The 22,262-nt window shown below is 59.5% G+C and carries 21 protein-coding genes; 10 read left to right on the forward strand and 11 right to left on the reverse strand.

Annotated elements, in window-relative coordinates:
• On the reverse strand, positions 1 to 1,741 hold a 1,741-nt coding region (locus E0F99_RS21460; RefSeq protein WP_130908911.1), incomplete at its 3' end, for an NADP-dependent isocitrate dehydrogenase.
• Between the two features lie 493 nt (positions 1,742 to 2,234).
• Here E0F99_RS21460 and icd point away from each other — a divergent pair.
• The gene (gene icd / locus E0F99_RS21465) at positions 2,235 to 3,491 is read left to right on the forward strand and encodes an NADP-dependent isocitrate dehydrogenase (protein ID WP_083358904.1); all 1,257 of its coding nucleotides are present in this window, start codon (positions 2,235 to 2,237) and stop codon (positions 3,489 to 3,491) included.
• A 64-nt stretch (positions 3,492 to 3,555) separates the two neighbouring features.
• Here the strand turns inward: icd and E0F99_RS21470 are convergent, their stop codons facing one another.
• Positions 3,556 to 3,837, reverse strand: coding sequence for a cold shock domain-containing protein (locus E0F99_RS21470; RefSeq protein ID WP_083360447.1), 282 nt, complete (start codon positions 3,835 to 3,837; stop codon positions 3,556 to 3,558).
• A 224-nt stretch (positions 3,838 to 4,061) separates the two neighbouring features.
• Between E0F99_RS21470 and clpS the strand changes: the two genes are divergently transcribed.
• The gene (clpS, locus tag E0F99_RS21475) at positions 4,062 to 4,430 is read left to right on the forward strand and encodes an ATP-dependent Clp protease adapter ClpS (RefSeq protein WP_005789091.1); all 369 of its coding nucleotides are present in this window, start codon (positions 4,062 to 4,064) and stop codon (positions 4,428 to 4,430) included.
• 29 nt (positions 4,431 to 4,459) lie between these two features.
• Complete coding sequence (clpA, locus tag E0F99_RS21480) at positions 4,460 to 6,730, forward strand: ATP-dependent Clp protease ATP-binding subunit ClpA (protein WP_034120239.1); 2,271 nt, start codon at positions 4,460 to 4,462, stop codon at positions 6,728 to 6,730.
• 233 nt (positions 6,731 to 6,963) lie between these two features.
• Here the strand turns inward: clpA and infA are convergent, their stop codons facing one another.
• The 3 genes from infA to aat form a co-directional block, all read right to left on the reverse strand.
• Positions 6,964 to 7,182 carry a translation initiation factor IF-1 gene (gene infA / locus E0F99_RS21485; RefSeq protein ID WP_002553999.1) on the reverse strand — a complete coding sequence of 73 codons (219 nt, stop codon included), beginning with the start codon at positions 7,180 to 7,182 and terminating at the stop codon, positions 6,964 to 6,966.
• A 100-nt stretch (positions 7,183 to 7,282) separates the two neighbouring features.
• A complete protein-coding gene (locus E0F99_RS21490; RefSeq protein ID WP_083358903.1) occupies positions 7,283 to 7,990 on the reverse strand; it encodes an arginyltransferase in 708 nt (235 codons plus the stop codon).
• A 56-nt stretch (positions 7,991 to 8,046) separates the two neighbouring features.
• Positions 8,047 to 8,727 (reverse strand): leucyl/phenylalanyl-tRNA--protein transferase, encoded by a 681-nt coding sequence (aat, locus tag E0F99_RS21495; RefSeq protein WP_083358902.1) that lies wholly within the window; start codon positions 8,725 to 8,727, stop codon positions 8,047 to 8,049.
• A 496-nt stretch (positions 8,728 to 9,223) separates the two neighbouring features.
• On the opposite strand from aat, the gene E0F99_RS21500 reads away from it, so the two are divergent.
• The 6 genes from E0F99_RS21500 to cysG are packed head-to-tail and all read left to right on the forward strand — an operon-like array spanning position 9,224 to position 16,726.
• On the forward strand, positions 9,224 to 11,632 hold the full coding sequence (locus E0F99_RS21500) for a DNA translocase FtsK (RefSeq protein ID WP_083358901.1): 2,409 nt from the start codon (positions 9,224 to 9,226) through the stop codon (positions 11,630 to 11,632).
• Between the two features lie 54 nt (positions 11,633 to 11,686).
• A complete protein-coding gene (gene lolA, locus E0F99_RS21505) occupies positions 11,687 to 12,310 on the forward strand; it encodes an outer membrane lipoprotein periplasmic chaperone LolA (RefSeq protein WP_083358900.1) in 624 nt (207 codons plus the stop codon).
• A gap of 27 nt (positions 12,311 to 12,337) precedes the next feature.
• Complete coding sequence (locus E0F99_RS21510; RefSeq protein ID WP_083358899.1) at positions 12,338 to 13,660, forward strand: replication-associated recombination protein A; 1,323 nt, start codon at positions 12,338 to 12,340, stop codon at positions 13,658 to 13,660.
• Positions 13,660 to 14,034 (forward strand): fluoride efflux transporter CrcB, encoded by a 375-nt coding sequence (crcB, locus tag E0F99_RS21515; protein WP_083358898.1) that lies wholly within the window; start codon positions 13,660 to 13,662, stop codon positions 14,032 to 14,034. Before E0F99_RS21510 ends, crcB begins: the two co-directional genes overlap by 1 nt.
• A 16-nt stretch (positions 14,035 to 14,050) precedes the next feature.
• Positions 14,051 to 15,331, forward strand: a complete 1,281-nt coding sequence (gene serS / locus E0F99_RS21520) for a serine--tRNA ligase (RefSeq protein ID WP_083358897.1) — start codon at positions 14,051 to 14,053, stop codon at positions 15,329 to 15,331.
• A complete protein-coding gene (cysG, locus tag E0F99_RS21525) occupies positions 15,332 to 16,726 on the forward strand; it encodes a siroheme synthase CysG (protein ID WP_083358896.1) in 1,395 nt (464 codons plus the stop codon).
• 113 nt (positions 16,727 to 16,839) lie between these two features.
• On the opposite strand, the gene E0F99_RS21530 is transcribed toward cysG, so the two are convergent.
• The 6 genes from E0F99_RS21530 to tusD all read right to left on the reverse strand — a co-directional run bounded on the left by E0F99_RS21530 (position 16,840) and on the right by tusD (position 20,276).
• Positions 16,840 to 17,835, reverse strand: a complete 996-nt coding sequence (locus tag E0F99_RS21530) for a glutathione S-transferase family protein (protein WP_083358895.1) — start codon at positions 17,833 to 17,835, stop codon at positions 16,840 to 16,842.
• 88 nt (positions 17,836 to 17,923) lie between these two features.
• Entirely contained in the window at positions 17,924 to 18,925 is a 1,002-nt protein-coding gene (locus tag E0F99_RS21535; RefSeq protein WP_083358894.1) for a glycosyl transferase family protein, read from the reverse strand.
• On the reverse strand, positions 18,922 to 19,257 hold the full coding sequence (locus E0F99_RS21540) for a TusE/DsrC/DsvC family sulfur relay protein (RefSeq protein ID WP_083358893.1): 336 nt from the start codon (positions 19,255 to 19,257) through the stop codon (positions 18,922 to 18,924). Before E0F99_RS21540 ends, E0F99_RS21535 begins: the two co-directional genes overlap by 4 nt.
• Positions 19,254 to 19,532 (reverse strand): sulfurtransferase complex subunit TusB, encoded by a 279-nt coding sequence (gene tusB / locus E0F99_RS21545; RefSeq protein WP_083358892.1) that lies wholly within the window; start codon positions 19,530 to 19,532, stop codon positions 19,254 to 19,256. The genes E0F99_RS21540 and tusB overlap by 4 nt, the downstream gene beginning before the upstream one ends.
• Complete coding sequence (gene tusC, locus E0F99_RS21550) at positions 19,532 to 19,882, reverse strand: sulfurtransferase complex subunit TusC (protein WP_083358891.1); 351 nt, start codon at positions 19,880 to 19,882, stop codon at positions 19,532 to 19,534. Before tusC ends, tusB begins: the two co-directional genes overlap by 1 nt.
• Position 19,883: 1 nt before the next feature.
• Entirely contained in the window at positions 19,884 to 20,276 is a 393-nt protein-coding gene (gene tusD, locus E0F99_RS21555; protein WP_083358890.1) for a sulfurtransferase complex subunit TusD, read from the reverse strand.
• A gap of 157 nt (positions 20,277 to 20,433) precedes the next feature.
• Here tusD and E0F99_RS21560 point away from each other — a divergent pair, with 157 nt between their 5' ends.
• The gene (locus E0F99_RS21560) at positions 20,434 to 21,615 is read left to right on the forward strand and encodes a CaiB/BaiF CoA transferase family protein (RefSeq protein WP_083358889.1); all 1,182 of its coding nucleotides are present in this window, start codon (positions 20,434 to 20,436) and stop codon (positions 21,613 to 21,615) included.
• The last annotated feature ends 647 nt before the right edge of the window (positions 21,616 to 22,262 follow it).

A 22,262-nucleotide genomic window follows, 5' to 3' on the forward strand; every position in this document is an offset into this window, starting at 1 on the left:
GGGTATCGAACAGGCCCCCGCGGTTCATCAGCTGCACGATCGAGAGGATCTTGGCGCTGGGGCCCAGTTCCATGATCGGGAACAGGTCGGTCAGGTAGTCGCGGAGTACGTTACCGGTCACCGGGATGGTGTCCAGGCCCTTGCGGGTGCGCTCCAGGGTGAACTTCATCGCGTCGACCGGCGACATGATGCGGATGTCCAGGCCTTCGGTGTTGTGGTCTTTCAGGTAGGCCTGAACTTTCTCGACCACGACGCCGTCGTGCGCACGCTGTGGGTCCAGCCAGAAAATGGCCGGAGTGTTGCTGGCGCGGGCACGGTTGACGGCCAGCTTGACCCAGTCCTGGATCGGCGCGTCCTGGGTCTGGCACATGCGGAAGATGTCGCCGGCTTCAACAGTCTGTTCCATCAGCAGGTTGCCCTTGCTGTCGGTGACGCGCACTACGCCGTCAGCCTTGACCTGGAAGGTCTTGTCGTGGGAACCGTACTCTTCGGCTTTTTTCGCCATCAGGCCAACGTTTGGCACGCTGCCCATGGTGGTTGGGTCGAAGGCGCCGTTGGCTTTGCACTCTTCGATCACCGCCTGGTAGATGGTGGCGTAGCAGCGATCCGGGATCACAGCCTTGGTGTCGTGCAACTGGCCGTCGGTGCCCCACATTTTGCCGGAGTCACGGATCATGGCCGGCATCGAGGCGTCGACGATGACGTCGCTCGGCACGTGCAGGTTGGTGATGCCTTTGACGGAGTTGACCATCGCCAGCGATGGGCGAGCGGCGTAGACCGCTTGAATGTCAGCTTCGATCTGCGCTTGCTGGTCGGCCGGCAGGGCCTTGATGCGAGCGTACAGGTCGCCGATGCCGTTGTTCAGGTTGAAGCCGATCTGTGCAAGCAACGGGGCGTGCTTGGCCAGGGCGTCTTTGTAGAATTCGGCAACGATCTGGCCGAACATGATCGGGTCGGAGACCTTCATCATGGTGGCTTTCAGGTGAACCGACAGCAGCACGCCTTGTTTCTTGGCGTCTTCGATTTCAGCGGCGATGAAGCTGCGCAGGGCTTTTTTGCTCAGCACGGCAGTGTCGATGATCTCGCCGGGCTGTAACGAGGTCTTTTCTTTCAGAACGGTGGCGGTGCCGTCTTTGGCAATCAGCTCGATCTTCACCGCGTCAGCGGCTTCGATCTGTACGGCTTTTTCGCTGCCGTAGAAGTCGCCGTTGCTCATGTGAGCGACGTGCGACTTGGAGTCCGCAGCCCAGGCGCCCATTTTGTGCGGGTGCTTACGTGCGTAGTTCTTGACCGACAGCGGTGCGCGGCGGTCGGAGTTGCCTTCGCGCAGTACCGGGTTCACGGCGCTGCCCTTGACCTTGTCGTAACGTGCACGGGTTTCTTTTTCCGCGTCGGTGGTTACGGTTTCCGGGTAGTCCGGCAGGGCGTAGCCCTGGGCCTGCAGTTCCTTGATCGCCGCTTGCAGCTGAGGGGTCGAGGCGCTGATGTTAGGCAGCTTGATGATGTTGGCTTCAGGCGTAACGGCCAGGTCGCCCAGTTCGGCGAGGTGGTCCGCGATAGCCTTGGTGCCCAGTTGCTCGGGGAAGCTTGCGAGGATGCGCGCGGCGAGGGAGATATCGCGGGTTTCCACAGCAATATCAGCGGAAGCGGTGAAGGCCTCTACGATAGGCAGCAGTGAATAGGTGGCGAGGGCTGGGGCTTCGTCGGTGAAGGTGTAGATGATCTTCGAGCGGGTGGGCATATTCGGATTAACTCTCTTCTTTGCTGAAAGCGTGCGCAGAAACTCGAGATGCGCCGGGTGGAGCGCGTTCGTTCAAAGTCATCCATGAGCGAAATGTCGAGGTTTCTTCGCGGTGATGTTGGGTTGCATCAGTCGAGCGTCAAGCGGGTGGGCTATGGTAATAGCCCTGCTTTCTGGCTGAAGGCTACTGTCTAGAGCGGTCAGCGGTCGTGACTCTTGGGTCAGCGGCGGCATTATACATAGGTCGCTATGCTTACGCCGAGCCTTCATACAAAAGGTGTGTCGTCCATTGGTCTAAAGGTCGCAGGGGCGCAAGTGCGACCAAAGTCGCACGATGTGCTCAAGATTGGCGATTTTGCCTTTGCTTTCAGGCTTGTAGGCGACATTTTATGCTGTTTTCGATGCAAATGAGCATGGCGCGAGGTTTCAGTCGCCATTTATCTGGAGTAGGCTCGAACGCAGCCAGATGTTCAATCCATAGATGGAGTTCAGCATGGGATACAAGAAGATTCAGGTTCCGGCAGTCGGCGACAAAATCACCGTCAATGCAGACCATTCTCTCAATGTTCCTGACCAACCGATCATCCCTTATATAGAAGGCGACGGTATTGGCGTCGACATCAGCCCGGTGATGATCAAGGTGGTCGACGCAGCTGTTGAAAAGGCTTACGGCGGCAAGCGCAAAATCTCCTGGATGGAGGTTTACGCCGGCGAGAAAGCGACTCAAGTCTACGATCAAGACACTTGGCTGCCCCAGGAAACCCTGGATGCGGTCAAGGATTACGTGGTTTCCATCAAGGGCCCGCTGACCACGCCGGTCGGTGGTGGCATTCGTTCGCTGAACGTGGCCCTGCGCCAACAGCTCGACCTGTATGTGTGCCTGCGCCCGGTGCGCTGGTTTGAAGGCGTACCCAGCCCGGTCAAAAAGCCTGGCGACGTTGATATGACCATCTTTCGTGAGAACTCCGAGGATATTTACGCCGGTATCGAGTGGAAAGCCGGTTCGCCGGAGGCGATCAAGGTCATCAAGTTCCTGAAAGAAGAAATGGGCGTCACCAAGATCCGCTTCGATCAGGATTGCGGGATTGGCATCAAACCCGTCTCCAAAGAAGGCACTGAGCGGCTGGTGCGTAAAGCCTTGCAATATGTCGTGGATAACGACCGTGATTCGCTGACTATTGTGCACAAAGGCAACATCATGAAGTTCACCGAAGGTGCCTTCAAAGAGTGGGCCTACGGTATCGCCGAGAAAGAGTTTGGCGCGACCCTGCTCGATGGCGGCCCGTGGATGCAGTTCAAAAACCCGAAAACCGGCAAGAACGTAGTGGTCAAAGACGCTATCGCCGACGCCATGCTCCAGCAAATCCTGCTGCGCCCGGCGGAGTATGACGTGATCGCCACGCTCAACCTTAACGGTGACTACCTGTCCGACGCTCTGGCGGCGGAAGTGGGCGGTATCGGTATTGCGCCGGGTGCCAACCTGTCGGATACAGTGGCCATGTTCGAAGCCACTCACGGCACTGCACCCAAGTATGCGGGCAAGGATCAGGTCAACCCGGGTTCATTGATTCTGTCAGCAGAAATGATGCTGCGGCACATGGGCTGGATTGAAGCGGCTGACTTGATTATCAAAGGCACGAATGGCGCTATTTCGGCCAAGACCGTGACCTATGATTTCGAGCGGCTGATGGATGGTGCGAAGCTAGTGTCGTCTTCGGGGTTTGGTGATGCGTTGATTTCGCATATGTAAAAGTGGGCAAAAAAACGGCCAGCCCGCGATGAGTGGGCTGGCCGTTTTTTTTCGTCGCGCGGTATCAGGCTGTTTCTTTCTTTTCTGTGTGGGCTATTGGTGCTGCAACAGTTGTAGGTGTGCTAACCGTGATTGGAAAGATTCCCAGGGCGGTTTTTCCTTTCGGACCTTCAACAATCTGTTCGAACTGCACAGACTGGCCTGCTTTCAGCGTTTTATAGCCCTCTATTTGTATCGCGGAATAATGCGCAAAAAGGTCCTCGTCCTTGCCGTCTTCAATAATGAACCCAAACCCTTTGGCATTGTTGAACCACTTGACCTTGCCGTTGATCTTGACGCCAGACATAACCATATCCCTCTGCACCAGACTCCATCACTGGAGTATCATCCAGTTTATCCGTCCTAACCCGAATAAATAAGGTTGACTGCGCGGACCTTTTTTACCCACTGTGGGCTCTATTGGTTGTAACACCGATTGGCCGATAGTCAAGGCGACCGTACGGTCAGAGTTGAAAATCTGACACGTCGCCCCCACCACTGTATTTGAACCACTGACGAACCTTTCTTTCCATGCATGCAAACAGCCAGATTCGACTAACATTCAATCAGGATCGCCCGGATCAGGAACATGATGACGACGGTTCTGCAGGCATTGCTGTTCAGGAGGCGAAGCCTGCCTTACAGGCACCGCCGATGTACAAGGTGGTTTTGTTCAATGATGACTACACACCGATGGATTTCGTGGTCGAAGTGCTCGAGGTGTTTTTTAACCTGAACCGCGAGTTGGCGACCAAGGTAATGCTGGCCGTTCACACAGAAGGACGGGCAGTATGTGGAGTGTTTACCCGTGACATCGCCGAGACAAAGGCCATGCAGGTCAACCAGTACGCCAGGGAAAGCCAGCATCCGCTACTCTGTGAAATCGAGAAGGACGGTTAACGCCGACCACTTGGGTATGAGGTGAAGCTATGTTAAACCGCGAGCTCGAAGTCACCCTCAATCTTGCCTTCAAGGAGGCCCGTTCGAAGCGTCATGAATTCATGACCGTCGAACACCTGCTGCTGGCACTTTTGGATAACGAAGCTGCCGCTACCGTTCTACGAGCGTGCGGCGCCAACCTCGACAAACTCAAGCATGACCTGCAGGAGTTTATTGACTCCACCACGCCGCTGATCCCCGTGCATGACGAGGACCGCGAGACCCAACCCACCCTGGGCTTTCAGCGGGTATTGCAGCGTGCTGTTTTCCACGTCCAGAGCTCCGGTAAGCGTGAAGTCACGGGCGCCAATGTGCTTGTGGCCATCTTCAGCGAACAGGAAAGCCAGGCAGTGTTCCTGCTGAAGCAGCAGAGCGTTGCTCGTATTGATGTCGTCAACTATATCGCCCACGGTATCTCCAAAGTGCCTGGGCACGGCGATCATTCCGAGGGTGAGCAGGATATGCAGGACGACGAGGGCGGTGAGTCTTCTTCTTCGGGCAACCCACTGGATGCCTATGCCAGCAACCTCAATGAACTGGCGCGCCAAGGTCGGATCGATCCGCTGGTGGGGCGTGAGCTTGAGGTGGAGCGTGTAGCGCAGATCCTCGCGCGCCGTCGCAAGAACAATCCGTTGCTGGTGGGTGAGGCGGGCGTGGGCAAGACCGCGATTGCCGAAGGCCTGGCCAAACGCATCGTCGATAACCAAGTGCCTGACCTGCTGGCCAACAGCGTCGTCTACTCCCTTGACTTGGGCGCGTTGCTCGCCGGGACCAAGTACCGTGGCGATTTCGAGAAGCGCTTCAAGGCGCTGCTCGGTGAGTTGAAAAAACGCCCGCAGGCGATCCTGTTTATCGATGAGATTCACACCATCATTGGTGCTGGTGCGGCCTCCGGTGGGGTGATGGACGCCTCGAACCTGCTCAAGCCGTTGCTGTCGTCGGGTGATATCCGCTGCATCGGTTCGACCACGTTCCAGGAGTTCCGTGGCATTTTCGAGAAAGACCGTGCCTTGGCGCGCCGCTTCCAGAAAGTCGACGTGTCCGAGCCTTCGGTAGAAGACACCATCGGCATTCTGCGTGGCCTCAAGGGGCGTTTCGAAGCGCATCACGGCATCGAGTACACCGATGAAGCGTTGCGTGCAGCTGCTGAGCTGGCATCGCGCTACATCAATGACCGGCACATGCCGGACAAGGCTATCGACGTGATCGACGAGGCGGGCGCCTATCAGCGCCTGCAGCCGGTCGAGAAGCGTGTGAAGCGCATCGACGTGCCTCAAGTCGAGGATATCGTGGCGAAGATCGCACGGATTCCGCCAAAACACGTCAACAGTTCCGACAAAGAACTGCTGCGTAATCTGGAGCGCGATCTCAAGCTGACGGTGTTCGGTCAGGATGCGGCCATCGACGCGCTGTCCACGGCGATCAAGTTGTCGCGTGCGGGCCTCAAGTCGCCGGACAAACCGGTCGGCTCGTTCCTGTTCGCAGGCCCTACCGGCGTCGGCAAGACCGAAGCGGCGCGGCAGTTGGCCAAGGCCATGGGGATCGAGCTGGTACGCTTCGACATGTCCGAATACATGGAGCGTCACACCGTGTCGCGCCTGATCGGTGCGCCTCCGGGCTATGTCGGGTTTGACCAGGGCGGTCTGTTGACCGAGGCAATTACCAAGCAGCCGCACTGCGTATTGCTCCTTGATGAAATCGAGAAGGCGCACCCGGAAGTCTTCAACCTGCTGCTGCAGGTCATGGATCACGGGACCCTGACCGACAACAACGGGCGCAAGGCGGACTTCCGCAATGTGATTGTGATCATGACCACCAACGCCGGTGCCGAAACGGCCGCGCGGGCTTCGATCGGCTTTACGCATCAGGATCACTCTTCTGATGCGATGGAAGTGATCAAGAAAAGCTTCACGCCGGAGTTCCGCAACCGTCTGGACACCATTATCCAGTTTGGTCGCCTCAGCCATGAGGTCATCAAAAGTGTGGTGGACAAGTTCCTCACCGAGCTTCAAGCGCAGTTGGAAGACAAGCGCGTGCAGCTGGATGTGACGGAAGCGGCGCGCAGTTGGATCGCCGAAGGTGGCTACGACGCGGCAATGGGTGCTCGCCCAATGGCACGTCTGATCCAGGACAAGATCAAGCGGCCGCTGGCCGAAGAGATCCTGTTCGGCGAGCTCTCCGACCATGGTGGCGTGGTGCATATCGACCTGAAGGACGGCGAGCTGACCTTCGAGTTCGAAACCACGGCCGAAATGGCCTGATAGCTGACTGCAACAAAGCAAAAGGCGCCGAAAGGCGCCTTTTTGCTGTTTCCTAAACACTGAAGATCAAAGGTGGGAGGGGCTTGCTCTCGATGACGGTGTGTCGGTCGCTGAATATAGTGACTGGCCCACCGCTGTTGGGAGCAAGCCCCCTCTCACAGGGGTTGTAGTGTCAGGCAAATAGCTCACACACAAAAACGCCCGGCAGAACCGGGCGTTTTGTATTGACTTGATTAACGGGCGCGGTAAGTGATGCGCCCTTTGCTCAAGTCATAGGGCGTCAGCTCGACGCGCACTTTGTCGCCGGTAAGAATACGAATGTAGTTCTTGCGCATCTTGCCGGAGATATGCGCGGTTACGACGTGCCCATTTTCCAACTCCACACGAAACATGGTGTTGGGCAGGGTGTCGACGACAGTGCCTTCCATTTCGAAGCTGTCTTCTTTCGACATGCAGTAAAGCCCTCGGTATCCAGTGAATGGCCCGGTGCAACTGCGCCAGGCAAAAGCGGCGTGCATTGTGCCCGAAAAAGGGTGTTTAAGCCAAGGGGTTCTAGTTAAGCGTTACCCATCTTTGATTAATCAGTAGCTCAATGGGCCGATATTGGGTCTTGTAGTTCATCTTTTTGCAGTTTTTGATCCAGTATCCGAGGTACACCGCTTCCAACTCCTGGCGCAGGGCTTCGCCGATTTGCCACAGGATCGCAAAACGTCCCAGGCTGCGGCGTTCCTCGGCCGGTTCATAGAAGGTGTACACCGCTGACAGGCCGTTGGGCAGCAAGTCGGTCACGGCCACCGCCAGCAGGCGCCCGTCCAGGCGGAACTCGTAGAAGCGTGAGAAGGGCAGGTCGCGTACCAAAAAGGTCGAAAACTGATCGCGGCTGGGCGGAAACATGTCGCCGTCGGCATGCCGTTGTTCGATGTAGCGCTGGTAGAGGTCGAAATATTCTTCGCTGAAGTGGGGCTTGGCGGCGGTGATCACCAGGTCGGCGTTGCGCTTGAGGATGCGTTTCTGATTGCGGTCCGGTAAAAACTGCGCAGCCGGGATGCGTGCCGGCACGCACGCATTGCAGTTCTGGCAATGGGGGCGGTACAGGTGGTCGCCGCTACGCCGAAACCCCATCTCTGACAGGTCGGCATACACATGCACGTCCATTGGCTGGCTGGGGTCGAGAAACAGCGTGGTGGCCTGCTCGTCGGGCAGATAGCTGCAAGAGTGGGCTTGAGTGGCATAAAACTTCAAGCGCGCCAGCTCGGTCATGATCAACCCTCGAGATAAGCTTTGAAATAAGTGTAAGCCAGGTGCGCGGATGTCGCCTAGCAAACCCACGGTCCAGAGCTGGGTTGGTCCAAATGGTTGTGCAGGAAATCCGCGAATTCGCTGCGCGGTATGGCGCGGGCACCCAGGCTGTGCAGGTGATCGTTGGGCATTTGGCAGTCGATCAGCACAAACCCCCAATCCTGCAACTGCCGGGTCAGGGTGGCGAAGCCGAATTTCGACGCGTTGTCTGCGCGGCTGAACATGGACTCGCCAAAGAACAATCGGCCCATTGCCAGGCCATACAGGCCGCCGACCAGTTCGCCGTTATCCCAAACCTCTACTGAATGCGCGTAGCCGCGCTGGTGCAACGCCAGGTAGGCGCTCTGGATGCCTTCGGTGATCCAGGTGCCATCGGCGTAGCTGCGCGGTGCGGCGCACGCCTGGATGACGGCGGCGAAGTCCTGGTCGAATGTCACGGTATAACGCTGCTGGCGCAACAGTTTGCCGAGGCTGCGCGAGACATGCAGCTCGTCGGGAAATATTACCGTGCGCGGGTCAGGTGACCACCAGAGGATGGGCTGGCCTTCGCAGAACCACGGAAAGCAGCCGTGGCGGTAGGCCTGGATCAGTCGTTCGGCCGACAGGTCGCCACCGGCGGCAAGCAGGCCATTGGGTTCGCGCATGGCTTTGGCCAGCGGCGGAAAAGTCAGGGAGTCGCGTTGCAACCAGGTCAGCATGGCATCCAGGCTTACGGAAGGGGAGGGCGGTGGCAGGCAGGTCGCCTGCCGCAAGAGCAGTGATTATTGTCGACACAGCGCTGTGGGGCCAGCCCGAATCGGAGATCAGCCCGGATTAGCGTGAGCGCGTATTTCTGCAACTCTATGCCGCAGGTGCGGTCGTAATCGGGTCTGAGCCATGCAGGCCATTTGCCAAGCTTGCCTGGATTGCTAAAAACAGCTCATAAGCCTTTGTCAGCAAAGACAATGCATGCTCAAATTGAACAGGCTGTATCACTTGAATTCGCTATGCTGTGCGGTGAGGGGCAAGTGCGTGGCATCGTTGGCGCAAACCCGTACAATGCGGCCATTGTGGCGTTATCGCCATTTCACCCCTGCATCACCCAGAGTTAAACGTAGATTCAACGTTATTGGTTAATTTTCAGCTGCTCGGATTGGGCAGTATTTGCAGTCATTCAACAGATGGACGCGCTAAAGGCGCAGGAAAAGACCCGTTTTGAAGAAATCCGCCGCAACACCTAAAGCAGCAGTCGTTCCGGCCTGGCGCCAGCACCTGCACTACCGACTCAAGGAAGGCGCGCTGATCGCCATTGGCGCCCTGTGCCTGTTCCTGATGATGGCCTTGCTGACCTACGGCAAGGACGATCCGGGCTGGAGCCACAACAGCAAGATCGAAGACGTGCAGAACTTCGGTGGGCCTGCCGGTTCCTACAGCGCCGATATCCTGTTTATGGTGCTGGGTTATTTCGCCTATATCTTCCCGCTGCTGCTGGCGATCAAGACCTGGCAGATCTTCCGTCAGCGTCACGAGCCGTGGCAGTGGAGCGGCTGGCTGTTTTCCTGGCGCCTGATCGGCCTGGTGTTCCTGGTGCTGTCCGGCGCTGCGTTGGCCCATATTCATTTCCATGCACCCACCGGCCTGCCAGCGGGCGCGGGCGGTGCACTGGGCGAAAGCCTGGGCGACTTGGCGCGCAAAACCCTGAACATCCAGGGCAGCACCTTGATGTTTATCGCGTTGTTCCTGTTTGGCCTCACGGTGTTCACCGACCTGTCGTGGTTCAAGGTGATGGACGTGACCGGCAAGATCACCCTTGACCTGTTCGAACTGTTCCAGGGCGCCGCCAACCGCTGGTGGTCGGCCCGCGTTGATCGCAAACGCATGGTTGCGCAACTGCGCGAAGTGGATACCCGCGTCAATGAAGTGGTGGCCCCCAGCACGCCGGACCGACGCGAGCAAGCCAAGGTCAAGGAACGCCTGATCGAACGTGAGCAGGCCCTGAGCAAGCACATGTCGGACCGCGAGAAGCAAGTGCCGCCAGTGATCGCCCCGGCGCCGCCCAAGGCGCCCGAGCCAAGCCATCGCGTGCAGAAAGAGAAGCAGGCGCCATTGTTTGTCGACAGTGCCGTCGAAGGCACCTTGCCGCCGATCTCGATTCTCGACCCGGCCGAAAAGAAGCAACTTAATTATTCCCCGGAATCTCTGGCGGCTGTCGGCCATCTGCTGGAAATCAAGCTCAAGGAATTCGGCGTCGAAGTCTCCGTGGATTCGATCCACCCCGGCCCGGTGATTACCCGTTACGAAATCCAGCCGGCTGCCGGCGTCAAGGTCAGTCGCATCTCCAACCTGGCGAAAGACTTGGCGCGTTCCCTGGCCGTGACCAGTGTGCGTGTGGTGGAAGTGATCCCCGGCAAGACCACCGTGGGTATCGAGATTCCCAACGAAGACCGCCAGATCGTGCGCTTCTCCGAAGTGCTGTCGACGCCGGAGTACGACAACTTCAAGTCGCCGGTCACCTTGGCACTGGGCCATGATATCGGCGGCAAGCCGGTGATTACGGACTTGGCGAAAATGCCTCACCTGCTGGTCGCCGGTACCACCGGTTCCGGTAAGTCCGTGGGCGTGAATGCGATGATCCTGTCGATCCTGTTCAAGTCCGGCCCGGATGACGCCAAGCTGATCATGATCGACCCGAAGATGTTGGAACTGTCGATCTACGAAGGCATTCCGCACCTGCTGTGCCCGGTGGTGACCGACATGAAGGACGCCGCCAACGCCTTGCGTTGGAGCGTTGCTGAAATGGAGCGCCGCTACAAGCTGATGGCGAAGATGGGCGTACGTAACCTGTCGGGCTTCAACGCCAAGGTCAAGGAAGCGCAGGACGCCGGCACGCCACTGACGGACCCGCTGTACAAGCGCGAGAATATCCACGACGAAGCGCCGCTGCTGGTCAAGCTGCCGACCATCGTGGTGGTGGTCGACGAATTCGCCGACATGATGATGATCGTCGGCAAGAAGGTTGAAGAGCTGATTGCACGTATCGCCCAGAAGGCCCGTGCTGCCGGTATTCACTTGATCCTGGCGACCCAGCGGCCGTCGGTGGATGTGATCACCGGTCTGATCAAGGCCAACATCCCGACGCGCATGGCGTTCCAGGTGTCCAGCAAGATCGACTCGCGCACCATCATCGACCAAGGCGGCGCCGAGCAGCTGTTGGGCCACGGTGACATGCTCTACATGCCACCGGGCACCAGCCTGCCGATCCGGGTTCACGGCGCCTTTGTTTCCGATGATGAAGTACACCGCGTGGTGGAGGCCTGGAAACTGCGCGGCGCGCCGGAGTACAACGACGACATCCTCGCTGGCGTCGAAGAAGCCGGCAGCGGCTTCGACGGTGGCAGCAGCGGTGGTGACGATGACGCCGAGACCGACGCGCTGTATGACGAAGCCGTGGCGTTCGTGCTGGAAAGCCGCCGCGCCTCGATCTCTGCGGTGCAGCGCAAATTGAAAATTGGCTACAACCGCGCCGCCCGCATGATCGAAGCCATGGAGAACGCCGGCGTCGTGACCGCAATGAACACCAACGGCTCGCGCGAAGTCATCGCCCCAGGGCAGATGCGCGACTGATCCCGTGCCGCGTGGCAGCACGCGGCGCGCCCTAACGACTCAATGAGGACTCCCATGCGTCTTATCCGCATGCTGTTGTTGCCGGCCCTGGCCCTGACCGCCGTTTCAGCCCACGCTGATCCGGCCTCCGTGGCCAGCCTGACCAACCTGTTGGACAAATCCAAGACCCTGACGGCGCGCTTCTCCCAGCTGACCCTGGATGGCGGCGGCACCCAGTTGCAGGAAACTGCCGGTGAAATGGCCGTGCAGCGCCCGGGCCTGTTTTACTGGAAGACCGACGCACCGAACGAGCAGACCATTGTCTCCGACGGCCAGAAAGTCACCCTGTGGGACCCGGACCTGGAACAGGCGACCATTAAGAAGCTCGACCCGCGCTTGAATCAGACGCCGGCACTGTTGCTGTCGGGCGATGTGTCGAAGATCAGCGACAGCTTTGATGTCACCTCCAAGCAAACCAGCAACGTGATTGAGTTCACCCTCAAGCCGAAATCCAAGGACACCCTGTTCGACAGCCTGCAACTGTCGTTCGGCAACGGCGTGATCAACAACATGCGCCTGATTGACAGCGTCGGCCAGCGTACCGACATTCTGTTCTCCGCGGTCAAGGCCAACGGCGCTGTGGATGCATCCAAGTTCAAGTTCGTCATCCCCAAGGGTGCCGACGTGATCCAGGAATAACCTGCCGAGAGGTTTCAAGCGCTGCCCATGGATTTGTTTCGAAGTGACCCGATTGCTCAACCCTTGGCCGCGCGTTTGCGCTCGACCAACCTGGATGAGTACGTCGGGCAAGAACACCTGCTGGCTCGCGGCAAACCTTTGCGCGAAGCCTTGGAGCAGGGTGCGCTGCACTCGATGATTTTCTGGGGGCCGCCGGGGGTGGGTAAGACCACCCTGGCGCGGCTGCTGGCGAAAGTCTCGGATGCGCACTTCGAGACCGTCTCGGCGGTGCTGGCTGGGGTCAAGGAGATCCGCCAGGCGGTTGAGGTGGCCAAGCAACAGGCCGGGCAATACGGCAAGCGCACCATCCTGTTTGTCGACGAAGTGCATCGCTTCAACAAGTCGCAGCAGGATGCCTTCTTGCCCTACGTCGAAGACGGCACGCTGATTTTCATTGGCGCCACCACCGAAAACCCTTCGTTTGAACTCAACAACGCTTTGCTGTCGCGGGCGCGGGTGTATGTGCTCAAGAGCCTGGACGAGGCGGCGATGCGCAAGCTGTTGCAGCGTGCGTTGAGCGAAGACAAGGGCCTGGGCAAGCGCCAGTTGAGCCTAAGCGACGAAGGTTTCAAGATTTTGCTGAGCGCCGCCGATGGCGACGGTCGGCGTTTTCTCAACCTGTTGGAGAACGCCTCCGACCTCGCCGAAGACAACAGCGAGATCGGCGTCGACCTCCTGCAAAGCCTGCTCGGCGACACTCGCCGGCGCTTCGACAAGGGCGGCGAAGCTTTCTATGACCAGATATCGGCGCTGCACAAATCCGTGCGCGGTTCCAACCCCGATGGAGCGCTGTACTGGTTCGCGCGGATGATCGACGGCGGCTGCGACCCGCTGTACCTGGCTCGCCGTGTGGTGCGTATGGCCAGCGAAGACATTGGCAACGCCGACCCGCGCGCGCTGAGCCTGTGCCTCGCCGCCTGGGAGGTTCAGGAGCGCCTCGGTAGCCCGGAAGGCGAGTTGGCGGTGGCCCAGGCCATTACTTATCTGGCCTGCGCGCCAAAAAGCAACGCGGTGTACATGGGCTTCAAGTCGGCCCTGCGCGCCGCCGCCGAACACGGCTCGCTGGAGGTGCCGCTGCACCTGCGCAACGCCCCGACCAAGCTGATGAAGCAGTTGGGCTACGGCGACGAATACCGCTATGCCCATGACGAGCCGGACGCTTATGCCGCCGGCGAAGACTATTTCCCCGCTGAGCTGGAACCGCAGCCGTTCTATCAGCCGGTGCCCCGTGGCCTGGAGCTGAAGATCGGTGAAAAGCTCAATCACCTCGCCCAACTTGATCGCCTCAGCCCCAAACAGCGGAGAAAGTAGTGTTCAAGACGATTCTTGCAGTGTCCGTCGCCGGCATCGCTGGTACATTATTGCGTTTCGCCACCAGCACCTGGGTCAGCGCCAATTGGCCGAAGCATTTTTATGCGGCGACCCTGGCGGTCAACCTGGTGGGGTGCTTGATCATCGGGCTGTTGTATGGCTGGTTCTTGTTGCGCCCGGAAGTGCCGATTGAAATTCGTACCGGCTTGATTGTCGGTTTTGTAGGCGGTCTGACGACCTTTTCATCCTTTTCACTGGATACGGTGCGCCTGCTGGAAAGCGGGCAGGCCCTGGTAGCCTTCGGGTACTTGGGCATCAGCGTATTCGGCGGGCTGCTCGCCACCTGGGCCGGCCTGTCCTTGACCAAACTTTGATAAACGAGAGACCGACATGCTCGATTCCAAACTGTTACGTAGCAACCTTCAGGACGTAGCGGACCGCCTGGCATCCCGTGGCTTTGCCTTGGATGTTGCGCGCATCGAAGCGCTGGAAGAACAGCGCAAGACCGTCCAGACCCGCACCGAAGCACTGCAGGCTGAGCGTAATGCGCGTTCCAAATCCATCGGACAAGCCAAGCAGCGCGGCGAAGACATCGCGCCGTTGATGGCGGATGTCGAGCGCATGGGCACCGAGCTGTCCGACGGCAAAGTCGAGCTGGAAGGCATTCAGAGCGAGCTGGACTCGATCCTGCTGGGCATTCCCAACCTGCCGCACGAATCGGTACCGATTGGCGAAGACGAAGACGGCAACGTCGAAGTGCGCCGCTGGGGCACGCCGAAAGCTTTCGATTTTGAGATTAAGGACCACGTTGCCCTGGGCGAACTGACCGGTGGCCTGGATTTCGAGACCGCCGCCAAAATGTCCGGCGCACGCTTTGCCTTGCTGCGCGGCCCGATTGCGCGCATGCACCGTGCATTGGCGCAGTTCATGATCAACCTGCACACCGGCGAGCACGGCTACGAAGAAGCCTATACGCCGTACTTGGTGCAGGCGCCGGCGCTGATGGGCACCAGCCAACTGCCGAAATTCGAAGAAGACCTGTTCAAGATCAGCCGCGACGGCGAAGCCGACCTGTACCTGATCCCGACCGCCGAAGTGTCGCTGACCAACATCGTGGCCGGTGAGATCCTCGACCCCAAGCAGCTGCCGTTGAAACTTGTTGCGCATAGCCCGTGCTTTCGCAGTGAAGCCGGTGCCTCGGGTCGCGATACCCGCGGCATGATCCGCCAGCACCAGTTCGACAAGGTCGAGATGGTGCAAGTGGTCGAGCCGTCGACGTCCATGGAAGCCCTGGAAGGCCTGACCGCCAACGCCGAACGCGTCCTGCAACTGTTGGAGCTGCCGTACCGTGTGCTTGCGCTGTGCACTGGCGACATGGGTTTCAGCGCCGTGAAGACCTACGACCTGGAAGTGTGGGTGCCGAGCCAGGACAAATACCGCGAGATTTCGTCGTGCTCCAACTGCGGTGATTTCCAGGCGCGTCGCATGCAGGCGCGTTTTCGTAACCCGGAAACCGGCAAGCCGGAGCTGGTACACACCCTCAACGGTTCGGGCTTGGCGGTAGGCCGTACCCTGGTGGCCGTGCTGGAAAACTACCAGCAGGCCGACGGTTCGATCCGTGTACCTGAGGTGCTCAAGCCGTACATGGCGGGCGTTGAGGTTATCGGCTAAATGGAATTTCTGCCGCTGTTTCATAACCTGCGCGGCAGTCGTGTGTTGGTCGTTGGTGGTGGGGAGATTGCCTTGCGCAAATCCCGGCTGCTGGCCGACGCCGGTGCGTTGCTGCGGGTGGTTGCTCCCCAGATCGAAGACCAGTTGCGTGAACTGGTGCTGGGCAGTGGCGGGGAACTCATATTGCGCGGTTATCAGGAGCCCGACCTCGACGGTTGCACCCTGATTATCGCTGCGACCGACGACGAGCCATTGAACGCGCAAGTGTCCAGTGATGCCAAGCGCCGTTGCGTACCGGTCAATGTGGTGGATGCGCCAGCGTTGTGCAGCGTGATCTTCCCGGCGATTGTCGACCGTTCGCCTTTGGTGATTGCCGTGTCCAGCGGCGGCGATGCGCCGGTGCTGGCGCGCTTGATCCGCGCCAAGCTGGAAACCTGGATACCTTCCACCTATGGCCAGTTGGCCGGGTTGGCAGCGCGTTTTCGAGCTCAGGTCAAAGGCTTGTATCCGGATGTGCAGCAGCGCCGTGCGTTCTGGGAAGAGGTTTTCCAAGGGCCGATTGCCGACCGCCAGTTGGCCGGGCAGGGCGATGAAGCCGAGCGTCTGCTGATCGACAAGGTCAACGGCGCGCCGCCGCATGCGCCGGGCGAAGTCTACTTGGTGGGTGCCGGCCCAGGCGATCCTGACCTGGTGACCTTCCGTGCCTTGCGCCTGATGCAGCAAGCCGACGTGGTGTTGTATGACCGCTTGGTTGCCCCCGCGATTCTCGAGCTGTGCCGCCGCGATGCCGAGCGCATCTATGTCGGCAAGCGTCGCGCCGACCATGCTGTGCCGCAGGACCAGATCAACCAGCAATTGGTGGACTTGGCCAAGCAAGGCAAGCGCGTGCTGCGGCTAAAAGGTGGCGACCCGTTCATCTTTGGCCGGGGTGGCGAAGAAATCGAAGAACTGGCGGCCCATGGCATCCCGTTCCAGGTGGTGCCGGGCATTACCGCGGCCAGTGGTTGCGCGGCGTATGCCGGGATTCCGCTGACCCATCGCGACTATGCGCAGTCGGTACGGTTTATCACCGGGCATTTGAAAAACGGTACCTCGGACCTGCCGTGGCATGACCTCGTTGGCCCGTCGCAGACCTTGGTGTTCTACATGGGGCTGATCGGTTTGCCGATCATCTGCGAACAGTTGATCAAGCATGGGCGTGCGGCGGATACGCCGGCAGCGTTGATCCAGCAGGGCACCACCTCCAACCAGCGCGTGTTCACCGGCACCCTGGCGGACTTGCCGCGCATGGTGGCGGAGCATGAAGTGCATGCGCCGACATTGGTGATCGTCGGTGAGGTGGTCATGTTGCGTGAGAAATTGAAGTGGTTTGAAGGCGCTCAGTCCCAGGTTTGAGCCTTAACAGCATCGGGAGCAAGCCCTCTCCCACAGTTGACTGTGTTCACAGATCAACATGTGGGAGGGGGCTTGCTCCCGATGAGGCCTTCAAACGCAGCCCATCTTAGGGATCAACCCCAGACGCCGTTCCCGTCTAATCGCTTGCGATCATGACGGCCATCAAAGCGCTGCAACGGCCCCTTGGGCACAATTCCCGACGGGTTAATCGTGCGATGACTCGCGTAGTAATGCCCCTTGATGTGCGCAAAATCCACCGTCTCGGCCACCCCCGGCCACTGATACATCTCCCTCAGCCAGTTCGACAGATTCGGGTAATCGGCGATCCGCCGCAAATTGCATTTGAAGTGACTGTAGTACACCGCGTCAAAGCGAATCAGCGTGGTAAACAGCCGCACATCGGCTTCGGTAAGATGCTCGCCGGCCAGGTAACGATGCTCGCCCAGGTGCTGCTCCAGGTGATCAAGCTCGGCAAACACATCATCAAACGCGCTTTCATAGGCCTTTTGTGAGGTGGCGAAGCCTGCGCGGTACACGCCATTGTTCACGGCGGGGTAGATGCGTTCGTTCAGCGCGTCGATGTTCTGGCGTAGCGCCTCGGGGTAGAAGTCCAGCGTGTTGCCGGTCAGTTCGTTGAAGGCGCTGTTAAACATGCGGATGATCTCCGCCGACTCATTGCTCACGATGCGCTTGAGCTTTTTGTCCCACAACACCGGCACGGTGACGCGGCCGGTGTAGTCGGCGGTGTCGGCGGTATAGCGTTGGTGCATAAAGTCGAAACCATCCAGCTTGTCGCCGGTAGAACCGTGGGCCTTGTCGAAGGTCCAGCCGTTTTCCAGCATTAACCAGCTGACCACAGACACGTCAATCAGGCTTTCCAGGCCCTTGAGCTTGCGCAAAATCAGCGTGCGATGGGCCCAGGGGCAGGCGAGGGAAACGTACAGATGGTAGCGGCCGGCTTCGGCCTTAAAGCCACCTTCGCCACTTGGCCCGGGGTGGCCGTCGACGGTCACCCAGTGGCGGCGTTGCGCCTGTTCCCGTTGGAAAGCGCCGTCTGCGCTACTTTCGTACCACTGGTCTTTCCAATGTCCTTCGATCAGCAAACCCATGACTGGCTCCTCTGCTATTAAGCGTTGGAGCCCAGTCTAAAGGGATGAGTTCGAACTAAAAGCGCAAAGACCGGGCGCTAATGATCGGTTAAATCGATTTGTCCCGCGCATCCCAATACTGCTGGGCCAATTCGAAGGCGTGTTCGCGTGGGTGGCCAAGGCCGCGCAGGGCCAGGGCCATGGTGGCGATCAGGGCCAGTTGCGGGTAGCTGTCTTCGCTATCGCCACGCCAGAGGGCTTTCAACTGTTCAGGCTCAAGGGTCGCGGGTTTGACATGCCGTTGAGCGGAGAGGGCGGGCCACTCTTCGTCCCAGCTTTCGCCGCCGGTGGTGCCGTAGAGGTGGCTGATGGTGTCCGGGTTGATCTCGACTTCGCCGCCATCGCCCTTCACCACAATCACATTGTCGCCAAGCAGGCCGCTGGCATCGCGGTGCACGCCCTGGTAACCGGGATGGAAAATACTTTGCAGGCCGCAGCGAGCCTTCAGCGGGTTGAGCAGGCGCGCCAGGGAGTGAATCGGCGAGCGCAGGCCCAGGGTGTTACGCAGGTCGATCATGCGTTGCAACTGCGGCGCCCAATCGCCCAGCGGGATGAACGCCAGGTTGCCGTGTTCGAACGCCGTTTCGACCTGCTGCCAGTTACGGCACAGTGGGATCTGCAAACCTTCCAGCAGTTGCTCGGTGTACAACCGGCCAGCGGTGTGAGCGCCGCCGCCGTGCATCAGGATGCGCACGCCGTTCTGCGCCAGGCATTTAGCCGCCAGCAAATACCACGGCAGGTGGCGTTTTTTCCCGGCGTAGGTGGGCCAGTCGACATCCACGTTCAGTGCCGGGGCATTCAGGCGTTCGCGCACGGCCTCGGTGAAACCGGCGAGTTCTTCCGGGCTTTCTTCCTTGTGGCGCAGCAACATCAGGAAGGCGCCGAGCTGGGTGTCTTCGACTTTTTCGTCGAGCAGCATGCCCATGGCTTCACGAGCTTCCTCGCGGGTGAGGTTGCGCGCGCCGCGCTTGCCTTTGCCCAGAATGCGCACGAACGGTGCAAACGGGTGCTCGGCAGGGGTTTCAAGGGTCAGCGGGGCAAAGTCGGTCATAAGCAATTCGTCGGCCTGGGCAGGCCCGCCAGCTTGGCGGCGAGTTTGGCGGGAGTGCCGTTGAACAATTTGTTGAGGTGCAGGCTGTTGCCCTTTTCCGGGCCTAGCTTCAAGGCGGTGTACTTGATCAGCGGGCGTGTGGCGGGGCACAGCTGGAATTCGGCGTAGAAGCCGCGCAATAGCTCGAGGATTTCCCAGTGGTCGGCGGTCAACTCGAGTGTTTCTGCGGCAGCCAGGACGTTGGCCACGTCGGTGGACCAGTCATTTAGGTCGACGAGGTAGCCGTCCTTGTCCAGCTCAAGGGTGCGTGAACCTATGGTCAGGGTGTTCATAGCCAAGTGTTGACCTTGTCGTAATCGATCGACAACTGCACGAAACCTGCGTAGTCCAGGCTGTCGGCCCAGTCTGGCAGCGTCACGTTGCGCGCTTGCATGTCTTCGGCCAGCACAAAGACCTTCAGGCCTTTGGTGTGTAACGCTGCATTGTGCAGGCCGTAAGCGCCATCGCCACACAGCAGGATCGCGTCCTCGGTGCCGCAAACGCGCAGGCAACTGGCGAGGCGGCTATCGGTAAACGGGGAGTGAGACACCACATGTAAAGTCGACATCAGAGGGTAATCACCTGGTCGTAACGGTCAATTAGCTGGGTGATAGCGTCGCTGTCCAGAGGCTCGGCGCTGCCGGGAGTTGCTAGCCCGCGCTCGGCCAGGCTGTGGCTGCAAGCAAATACATCGTCAACACCGAACAGGCCTAAGGCCTGCAGGTTGGCGCTGAGGTCTTTTTGCTGCACGGCCTTGGCGTCCTGGTGCGGCGCCAACTGGAACACGCCGTCGTCCATAAACAGCAGGCCAATCGGCAGATCGAACGCGCCACCGGCCAGCACGATATCCAGTGCCTCGCGCGCGCTTGGCCCGGACCATGGCGCCTGGCGGCTGATCACCAATAAGGATTTGGACATGTCACGGCCCTCCAAAACAGATCAGGCGGTCGGCGGCCTGGGCGGCGTCATGCAATTGCCCCAGGCCCGACAGCGCCCATGGCGCATCCAGGTTCACCGCGCTGCGTTGATAGCGCGTGGCCTCTTCGTTATTGAGCACGCCACGGCGCAAGGCGGCGGCGATGCACACTACGCCGTCGAGCTGGTGCTGGCTTACAAACGCGCGCCATTGCCGGGCAATGTCTTGCTCATCCTGGGGCGCAACGAGGTTATTGGACGCGGTGTACACGCCGTCCTGATAAAAAAACAGCCGCACAATCTCGTGCCCGCCGGCCAACGCCGCCTGGGCGAATAGCAAGGCGCGGCGCGAAGAGGGCGCGTGGGCGGCGGAAAACAGCGCAATGGCGAACTTCATGGAGCACTCTGCTAGCAAACGTGGGCCAATGATAAAGCCGCCGCCGCGAAAAAGCCCGCCGTGATCAAAACGGTCACTGTCGCTGATCGTTCTGACGATTGCCGGTAGGACCAAGCCTGCCTACGCTGTGGGCAGTCGAAACCCAAATGGAGTCTTTATGTCAGGTCCCTTGGCGTCGCTTAAAGTGCTGGATTTTTCCACGTTGCTGCCTGGCCCGTTTGCATCCTTGATGCTGGCGGACATGGGCGCCGAGGTGCTGCGGATCGAATCGCCCACGCGCATGGACCTGTTGCGAGTCTTGCCGCCCCATGATCAGGGGACGTCGGCGAGCCATGCCTACCTCAATCGCAATAAACGCAGCCTGGCGTTAGACCTCAAGCAGGCCGAGGCGCTGGAGATCGTGCGTGAGCTGGTCAAGGACTACGACGTTGTTCTTGAGCAATTCCGGCCAGGGGTGATGGAGCGCTTGGGGCTGGGTTATGAGGCGTTGAAGGCGATCAATCCCAGGCTGATTTATGTGTCGATTACCGGCTACGGCCAGACGGGGCCCTACAAGGACCGTGCCGGGCACGATATCAACTACCTGGCGCTGGCAGGGGTTGCCAGTTACACCGGTCGTCGGGACAGTGGCCCGTTGCCGCTGGGCGTGCAATTGGCGGATGTCGGCGGTGGCTCGTTGCACGCGGTGGTGGGGTTGTTGGCGGCGGTGATTGCGCGGCAGCACAGCGGAGTCGGCCAATACCTGGACGTGAGCATGACCGATTGTTCGTTCAGCCTGAACGCCATGGCCGGTGCCGGTTACCTGGCCTGTGGGGCGGAGCCGGGTTGGGAAAACCATGTGCTGAACGGCGGCAGTTTCTACGATTATTACCGCTCACGGGATGGGCGCTGGATGTCGGTCGGCAGCCTGGAGCCTGCGTTTATGCAGCAATTGTGCGCGGCGTTGGGGCGGCCGGAGTTGGCGGCGCAGGGCCTGTCGCCTAAACCGGAGCAGCAACACGCCCTGAAGCTGGCGCTGCAGGTGGAATTTGAAAAGCGCAGCTTTGAGGAACTGTGTGCGCTGTTTGCCGGGGTGGATGCGTGTGTTGAGCCGGTACTCAGCTTGAGTGAAGCAGTGGAGCATCCGCAGCTCAAAGCGCGGGAGTTGGTCTGCCAGGTGCCACGCGGCGATGGCTCGGCTCAGGCGCAAATCGCCTGCCCGTTGAAATTTTCAGCGGGGTTGCCAGAGCCTCGGCATATTGGGGCGGCGGTGGGGGCGCATACGGATGACGTGTTGGCTGAGCTGGGCATAGAGGCTCAGCGGATAGCCGAATTGCGTCGTGCCAGGGTGGTTGGGTAGGGGCTAGCTTGTCTGCGATGGGCATGGGTATCTACGCAACTTTTTATGGGTTGAGTTCTTTGGTTGTCGCGGGGGCGCTGGGTACATATCCGTTATTTGGGTAACGGCTGCTATGGGTTCCGCTCTTACAGCGGGTCACTTTTGAAAGAGCGCAAAAGTAACCAAAACGCTCTTGCCCCACCACTCGGCACCTCGCCTAGGCTCGGTGTGCCCTCACGCAGGCTTTGGACCGTGGGCCGCCGCGATGGGCCATCCTTGGCCCATCGCGGCTAAACCGGCGTCCTGCCGGTTTACCCACGCTCCAAAGCCTGCGTTCGGCCAGCGTGGTTAACGGGGCGCCTAAGATCAAAAGCAAGAGCACGGCGGCCTAGTAGCCGACCTGAGTGGTTAGATCAAAAGCGAAGCCAAGGCGGCCTGACATTTGAAACTGAACTCAATCTAATATGGGAGCTGGCTTGCCTGCGATGCAGACACCTCGGTCCATCAAGTACACCGAGTTGATGCCATCGCAGGCAAGCCAGCTTGTATGGTTAGACTTGTTGGGGTGGTGGGACTAAAAGCCAGCATCTGACTCTAGCCAGTACAGACCGTGGGAGACTTCGCCCCACCCCTTCACCAAAGCGCCGATAAGGAATGCATCGGCCATG

The organism is Pseudomonas antarctica (assembly GCF_900624995.1).
GTDB lineage: Bacteria > Pseudomonadota > Gammaproteobacteria > Pseudomonadales > Pseudomonadaceae > Aquipseudomonas > Aquipseudomonas antarctica.

Excerpts from the sequence above, each read along its gene's own strand:
- E0F99_RS21560 (WP_083358889.1), top strand. The coding sequence starts at position 20,434 with ATGTCAGGTCCCTTGGCGTCGCTTAAAGTGCTGGATTTTTCCACGTTG.
- tusC (WP_083358891.1), bottom strand. The coding sequence starts at position 19,882 with ATGTCCAAATCCTTATTGGTGATCAGCCGCCAGGCGCCATGGTCCGGG.
- E0F99_RS21530 (WP_083358895.1), bottom strand. The coding sequence starts at position 17,835 with ATGGGTTTGCTGATCGAAGGACATTGGAAAGACCAGTGGTACGAAAGT.
- E0F99_RS21490 (WP_083358903.1), bottom strand. The coding sequence starts at position 7,990 with ATGACCGAGCTGGCGCGCTTGAAGTTTTATGCCACTCAAGCCCACTCT.
- icd (WP_083358904.1), top strand. The coding sequence starts at position 2,235 with ATGGGATACAAGAAGATTCAGGTTCCGGCAGTCGGCGACAAAATCACC.
- clpS (WP_005789091.1), top strand. The coding sequence starts at position 4,062 with ATGCATGCAAACAGCCAGATTCGACTAACATTCAATCAGGATCGCCCG.
- E0F99_RS21510 (WP_083358899.1), top strand. The coding sequence starts at position 12,338 with ATGGATTTGTTTCGAAGTGACCCGATTGCTCAACCCTTGGCCGCGCGT.
- serS (WP_083358897.1), top strand. The coding sequence starts at position 14,051 with ATGCTCGATTCCAAACTGTTACGTAGCAACCTTCAGGACGTAGCGGAC.
- aat (WP_083358902.1), bottom strand. The coding sequence starts at position 8,727 with ATGCTGACCTGGTTGCAACGCGACTCCCTGACTTTTCCGCCGCTGGCC.
- clpA (WP_034120239.1), top strand. The coding sequence starts at position 4,460 with ATGTTAAACCGCGAGCTCGAAGTCACCCTCAATCTTGCCTTCAAGGAG.
- tusD (WP_083358890.1), bottom strand. The coding sequence starts at position 20,276 with ATGAAGTTCGCCATTGCGCTGTTTTCCGCCGCCCACGCGCCCTCTTCG.
- E0F99_RS21540 (WP_083358893.1), bottom strand. The coding sequence starts at position 19,257 with ATGAACACCCTGACCATAGGTTCACGCACCCTTGAGCTGGACAAGGAC.
- infA (WP_002553999.1), bottom strand. The coding sequence starts at position 7,182 with ATGTCGAAAGAAGACAGCTTCGAAATGGAAGGCACTGTCGTCGACACC.
- E0F99_RS21535 (WP_083358894.1), bottom strand. The coding sequence starts at position 18,925 with ATGACCGACTTTGCCCCGCTGACCCTTGAAACCCCTGCCGAGCACCCG.
- lolA (WP_083358900.1), top strand. The coding sequence starts at position 11,687 with ATGCGTCTTATCCGCATGCTGTTGTTGCCGGCCCTGGCCCTGACCGCC.
- E0F99_RS21470 (WP_083360447.1), bottom strand. The coding sequence starts at position 3,837 with ATGTCTGGCGTCAAGATCAACGGCAAGGTCAAGTGGTTCAACAATGCC.
- tusB (WP_083358892.1), bottom strand. The coding sequence starts at position 19,532 with ATGTCGACTTTACATGTGGTGTCTCACTCCCCGTTTACCGATAGCCGC.
- cysG (WP_083358896.1), top strand. The coding sequence starts at position 15,332 with ATGGAATTTCTGCCGCTGTTTCATAACCTGCGCGGCAGTCGTGTGTTG.